This window comes from Levilactobacillus koreensis JCM 16448 (assembly GCF_001435525.1).
GTDB lineage: Bacteria > Bacillota > Bacilli > Lactobacillales > Lactobacillaceae > Levilactobacillus > Levilactobacillus koreensis.
The window spans coordinates 95,667-101,692 of sequence record NZ_AZDP01000089.1 but is presented as its reverse complement, the minus strand read 5'-3'; the positions used below and the strand labels follow the sequence as shown (position 1 = coordinate 101,692).

At 50.0% G+C, this 6,026-nt stretch carries 5 protein-coding genes; 1 reads left to right on the top strand and 4 read right to left on the bottom strand.

All coding sequences use genetic code 11. The features are described from left to right. Nucleotides 1-390: 390 nt before the first annotated feature. The 3 genes from FC99_RS08365 to FC99_RS08355 form a co-directional block, all read right to left on the bottom strand. Nucleotides 391-1,914, bottom strand: coding sequence for an endonuclease MutS2 (locus FC99_RS08365; RefSeq protein WP_048736061.1), 1,524 nt, complete (start codon nucleotides 1,912-1,914; stop codon nucleotides 391-393). Between the two features lie 195 nt (nucleotides 1,915-2,109). Next, the gene (locus tag FC99_RS08360; protein WP_048736062.1) at nucleotides 2,110-2,442 is read right to left on the bottom strand and encodes a MazG nucleotide pyrophosphohydrolase domain-containing protein; all 333 of its coding nucleotides are present in this window, start codon (nucleotides 2,440-2,442) and stop codon (nucleotides 2,110-2,112) included. A 124-nt stretch (nucleotides 2,443-2,566) separates the two neighbouring features. Continuing rightward, on the bottom strand, nucleotides 2,567-3,130 hold the full coding sequence (locus tag FC99_RS08355; RefSeq protein WP_048736063.1) for a TetR/AcrR family transcriptional regulator: 564 nt from the start codon (nucleotides 3,128-3,130) through the stop codon (nucleotides 2,567-2,569). Nucleotides 3,131-3,284: 154 nt separating this feature from the next. Between FC99_RS08355 and FC99_RS08350 the strand changes: the two genes are divergently transcribed. Further along, nucleotides 3,285-5,030, top strand: coding sequence for an MFS transporter (locus tag FC99_RS08350; RefSeq protein ID WP_048736064.1), 1,746 nt, complete (start codon nucleotides 3,285-3,287; stop codon nucleotides 5,028-5,030). 191 nt (nucleotides 5,031-5,221) lie between these two features. On the opposite strand, the gene FC99_RS08345 is transcribed toward FC99_RS08350, so the two are convergent. Next, a partial coding sequence (locus FC99_RS08345) for an RNA-guided endonuclease TnpB family protein (RefSeq protein WP_056986527.1) occupies nucleotides 5,222-6,026 on the bottom strand: 805 nt, incomplete at its 5' end.

Genomic DNA, 6,026 nt, shown 5'->3' with positions numbered 1-6,026 from the left:
GGACGCTTCAGACTGGGAAATCACCAGTCTTCTCGCTCGCTTTGAAGCCATGAAGACCGCGTGTCTCCAAAGACATGGCGGCTTAGCGCTTTCGGTCTAATCTATAACGATTGTTACAGTCAGTACCCTCGTCGTCTACACACACTGGTGTAAGCCGAGAGGTCGGCAGATATGGGCTCAGGCGCGTCGCTCTGCTTGGTCGGCGTTTCTTGCCGGCTTAGCAGAAAACCAAGCTTGGAGACTCGGTTCTTTCGAGGCTTCAAGTTGTGTTCGCCCCGATCCAGCCCATATCTGCCGGCCGGTAAGGCGAAGGGCCCACCAGGTTGCCTAGTTTTAGTCTCACTATTGTTGCTAGAACAGACATGACTGGCATCTTGGAACTTTCAACCTTTACTTAGCTTCTTTAGCCGCAAGTCGCCGTCTGGTGTCGGCCAAGATGGCTGGGGCTAATCCCAAGCGTTCGGCCAACCACACGGCCTCGCTGGCCCCGACCTGGTTGAGCAAGATGTGATACGTGGGCTCCAGCGTTTTCGGATCAAAGGCCATGGTGGCCGTCATAAACGTTGGACAGTCCACCGCATATTCCTTGATAGCACTGAAGTGGGTCGTGGCAATGATCGTTGCCTTTTTCTGACGAAGATATTCGATGATGGCAATGCTCAAGGCAGACCCCTCTTCCGGATCGGTCCCACTCCCAATTTCATCGAGCAAAACCAGCGCATTATCCTGAATATGATCGGTCATGTCGACCAACGTTGTCATCTCGGCGGCAAAGGTACTGAGTTGTGCCGTAATACTTTGGTTATCGCCAATATCGATCCAGAACTGACTGAAGACGGGCATTTGAGTCCCAGCGCCAACCGGTAATTCCAAGCCAAATTGAATCATCAGGGCAAACAACGCAATCGTCTTCAAGACCACCGTTTTCCCCCCGGAGTTGGCACCGGTAATCATCAATCCCTGTTGTGGCATCAATTCGATGTTGAGCGGCACGGCGTCTTTTAACAGGGGATGACGGCCCGCCACAATTTTAATGTGCTGCGTCATGTTGAGCGTAGGCAACTGACTCTCTGTTTCCAAGCCGTACTGGCCCCGCGCCATGATTTGATCAAACCGACAGAGTAGCGCCTGATTCTCAGTCAGGGCGTCCCAGTTATCCAAGACGTCTCCCGTCAAGGTCACCAGTAATTGATAAACTTCGGCACTCTCATCGGCAATCACCCCAGCGAGGACGGCACCCTTCTTTGCCACCGTTGCCGGTTCAAAGAAGACCGTTGACCCAGTCGCCGACTGATCAATGATTTGGCCCTTGAATTTATTCTTCTCACCGGCCTTCAGCTGGACACATACCCGATCGTTACGGGTAATCAGGCGCTTACTTTGCACGGAGTGTGGGTGCTTCTGAACAAATTGTGTCAGCGCCGTTTTAACCTGTTGTCGTTGCTTAACGATCTTTTGGCGAATCTCGGCCAGCTCAGGCGTGGCATCATCTGCCACTTGGCCGTGCACGATTATGTGTTCCAGCCGTTGTTGGAGCCCGGTGAGCTGAGTCGTTGATGCCAGTAGCGCCGTCAATTGCGGTGCCCGTTGCTGGTTAGCCTGCAGGGTCGCCTTTAAACGCCGTAGGTTAATCAAAAATTGATTGATGAGATCCAACTGTTGAGCATTCAGCATGAGCCCCTGATCAAGCTTCGTCTGTAAAGCGTCCATTTGGTCCAAGTCAAAGTAGGTGAAGACAATATTGTTGGCCAGCAAGTGGTGCGCCTCCGCCGTCAGGGCTAGTTCCTTCCGAACACTGGCACTATCGGTCTGATTGGTCGCGGCTTGAATGGCCGTGGCTGCCCGGGTACTGTGCGTGAAGGAAGCCACCTTCACTAAAATCTGATCTAATTGCGTAATCTCTTTTAAATTCACGTTTCTCTCCTTGTTGCAAATCGCCTAGCCAACTGCTTAAGGTCTGAGATAGTTGGGTGTTTGCCTTATTTCCACTGCCTTCAACCGTAACACACGCTAGACTTGGGAGCAAACAACCGGAAAAAGAGTGGGCCAAAAGGTGATCAGCTGGCAATGTAGAATTTCTTAGCGACTATCATTTACCTCTTCCTTTCACTAGCGACGGGGCATATCGCCCTTAAACCGTTGCTTCAACTTCTGCTCACTCGCTTGTAAAAGGTCCTGCGCATCAATATCGTAAAGACTGCTGATGACCAGCACTTGGTCCAAAGCATCCGCCAGTTCTTCCTTCAGGTTTGCCCGTAACTCTGCGGGAGTTGCCTTCTTCTCGCCGGGATGGTCCCGACCAATCTCAATTGCTCGAATCGCCCGAGAAACTTCACCCGTCTCCTCGGTCAAAAAGTTCAGGTGAACAAAGGGTGAATATTGATACCAATTTCGTTGCTGGTAAAAGTCGACCAACCAGTCTTGATGTTCTGTAATCGTCACGTGCGCTTCCTCCTCTTATTTCGATGGGACTTCTTCAACCTTACCAGACTCGGTCCCTGACGCAACTAACTCTGCTTACAAATTAATTCATACGAAAATTTTCTGTTGGCAACATATCGACTTACTAATCTTCTGTCTCTCCCAACCGCTTCAAACCAGCCATTAACAACGCGGCCATCTCAGTTGGCGATTCGGGGTGTTCCTTGACAAGCCACCGATTCAAGACGTTCCAAAACCCACCGGTTGCAAAACTCATGATGTAATCTGTTTCTGTCGGCGACCCCTCAATGTGCCATGGCGCCGGAAAGACCCTGTAAATTTCACTAGCCATGGGGGTGATTCTAGCTAGCATTCGCCCAAACAATCCCTGCTTGATCAGCAAACGAAGCTGCTTGCGCTCCTGCCACCAAAATTCGAAAAAGTAGGTCAACACGTCCTTGAATACCATCCTCTGTGGTGCAATCTCCTGTAATGCCGCCAAATACCGCCGGCCCACCTCACGATCATAATAATCCAGTAAGTCATCCTTATCCCGAAACGCGCGGTAAAAGGTCCGACGTGACAGCTGCGCCTTTTCCGCAATTTGTTTAACGGTAACCGTCTCGTACGGTTGCTCAGCTAATAAATCAAAAAGCGCAGCCATCAACCACTCCTTAGACTGCTGTGCTAGCCTTCCTTGTCCATTCATCGTGGTCCAACCTCCTGTCACAAATCCCCAACTTATGTAGCACTTGTTACTAATAGCGACCGTCATCTTGTTTCCCTCAGTATACGCTGTTAAGGTCAAGGTGTCACAGATGAGACACACCGACTCAGATGTGTCAGCAAAGGGGGAGAATTTTATGAACAAGCTAAAAGGTGTTTTACCCGTTTTACTCTTAGGCAACCTGCTCTGCATGATGGACGTCTCTATTATGACGATCGTCCTACCCGAGATTCAGTCGGCTTTTGGGGAAAGCCTCACTGAACTTTCTTGGGCACTGAACGTCTACACCATCATTTTCGCCACGCTAATTATTCCATTTGGTCGGTTGGCGGAGCGCTTCGGTCAGAACAAATTTGTCTTCGCTGGACTGGTCGTCTTTGGAACCGGCTCACTTCTGACCGGCATGGCGCCCAATCTCGTTTGGATGCTAATTGCCCGAGCAATTCAAAGCATCGGCGCCGCGGCCATCATTCCGACAAGCATGGTCATTGGCTTAGACCTCAGCTCCATGGCAAACCGCAACCGCGTTGTTGCCGCATTAGCCGGTGTCCAAGGCCTGGCCGTCGCTCTAGGACCAACCATTGGCGGCATCGTTGCCCAATACTTTGGCTGGCGATGGGTCTTCTTTATCAACGTGCCCTTGGTCATTCTGGACTTACTGGTCTTCGACTTTGTCTTACCCCTCCGACACGAGAAGACGATTCACGTCAAGATTGATTGGCTCGGCGCGATTCTCAGCATGATCATGCTCTTTAGCCTCTCCTTAGGCCTGATCAAAGGTAACGATTGGGGCTGGCAATCACCCGTCATCCTTGGCCTATTTGGGAGTTCACTTGTCGGTTTTCTGCTCTTTCTTTTCTGGGAACGCCACACCACGGTTCCCATGGTCGACCTACAGCTCTTCCGGAGCCGAAATTTTAACGGTTCCAGCCTGTCACTCGTTCTCTGCAACTTCTTCTTGGGCGGCATGGCCGTTCTCTTGCCGACATTTCTCACCCGGGTTCACGGCACCAGTGAACTCAAGGCCGCTCTGCTAATGACGCCGTACTCGGTAACGGTGATGATCACGGTGATCTTGACCTCACTTGTGATCAAGCACATCAATAACAAGATTATTGTCGCCGCTGGTTTTCTCTTGATGGGTGTGAGCTACCTGCTGCTCAGCACGGTTCCACTGGGGTCAAATTACCACCAACTGATTCTCGCAGATATTCTGTTAGGACTAGGTTATGGTTTAGTCGCCGCAACGGCCAACATTCTGGCGGTAGCCGACTTCCACGGCTCACGGTTGACCAGCTCCCAAAGCGTCGCTAACGTTCTCCGTCAGGTGGGGATGGTCCTGTCCATCGCGGTCTTCACGACCTTGTTGACCAGCAATGTCACTCAAGCTAAACGCAATACCTTGGCCGAGGCCCAGACCCGGGTCAATCAATTAGCTAACGTCAACCGTACGCAGAAGCAAACGCTGACTCGAAAGTTGCGGCGGAAGCTCAACCCAAACAGTGCCACCGTAACATCGACGTCAGCGACCTTCTCATCACCCAAGATCACTGTTTCAACGGCGACTCGGCAGCATAAGACGACGGCCGCTTACCACCAAGCCATTAAGCAAATCGCCACGGCCAAGCAGGTCTCACTAACCATGATCCCACAGGCCATGAAGCAGAAGGTTCACCACACGATTTCGTTAGCAGTCAACCGAAAGATTACCCAAAAAGTCAACCAGCTTGACCAAGAGTTGGCTAGTCTGGTTCACACGATTCGGCATACGTTGAAGCACCATTTGAACCACGCCTTCCTAAATGTTTTTGGTACCTTAAGCTGGCTACCATTTGCGGCTTTGCTGATTGTCCCCGTATTCAAGTTTCGCCATGAAGCTTAACTTAAAAGGCCCCATCTCCTCAATCATTTCAAGAGAAGATGGGGTCTTTCATGTCAATTGCCCCTGAATAAATTCAGAGGCTTGTTGCTCACGTGTCTTACGACACAGTAGTCCAACATGCCAGTTAGGCACTTCTACTCATAGTGGCAACATCATCGGGTAATTGACGGCTACCCGTTTAACTGCTAGGTTTACCCGGCAGTTGTTAGCTTTTTAATCTTTGGGTGTTTGACACCACTCAACCAATCCTGTCCCAGCATCTCAATGTTCATGGCTCCTAATCTATCATCGTTACAACGATACTGGCATTGTTTACACCGATATTCGTGCGTTTCATGGTGACGATTAGCCTTCTCAACTAGACCGCACTTTGGACAGCGTTGCGAGGTGAATGCTGGATCCACCTTCACAACCTTACTTTGAATGGCCTGAGCCTTATACGTTAAGAAAGATTCAAGCTGGAAGAAGGACCAGGAACGGTGACTATTACGTAATGCTTTAGGCAAATCATCCGTGTTGAACGTCACGTTAGTTAAGTCTTCCAAAACAAAAAGCGTATGCGAACCGTATGCTACAACGAGTGTCTTAGCTATCCGATGATTTATATCGGTCATCCAGCGGTTCTCTCGTTGAGCTAATTGATTCAGTTTTCTCTTAGCAGACGTGGTACCTTTGCTTTGCAGTTGTCGACGAATCTCCAGAAACTTCTTGCGCTTATGCAGGATCTTTTTCCCGTCAAAGAATAGCGTTTCTCCTTTACTATCAAAGGCAGTTGCCAAGAACCGTAAACCGCGGTCAATACCGACAATCTGCGGGTTACCTTGCTGTTCGAAATCAGGAACCTCTTTGGTAATACCAATATGGAGAAACCACTTGCCCCGGTTATGGACCAACTTGGCAGTACCGAGTTTCCAGTCCTCAGAAAAGTATTTTTCAAATCCTTTGTCAGTGAACCCTAACTTAGTTCGTTTACCCAGAGTGGTTATCGATATTTTT

Coding starts and splice junctions, on each gene's coding strand:
- FC99_RS08355 (WP_048736063.1), bottom strand. CDS start 3,130: ATGAATGGACAAGGAAGGCTAGCACAGCAGTCTAAGGAGTGGTTGATG.
- FC99_RS08350 (WP_048736064.1), top strand. CDS start 3,285: ATGAACAAGCTAAAAGGTGTTTTACCCGTTTTACTCTTAGGCAACCTG.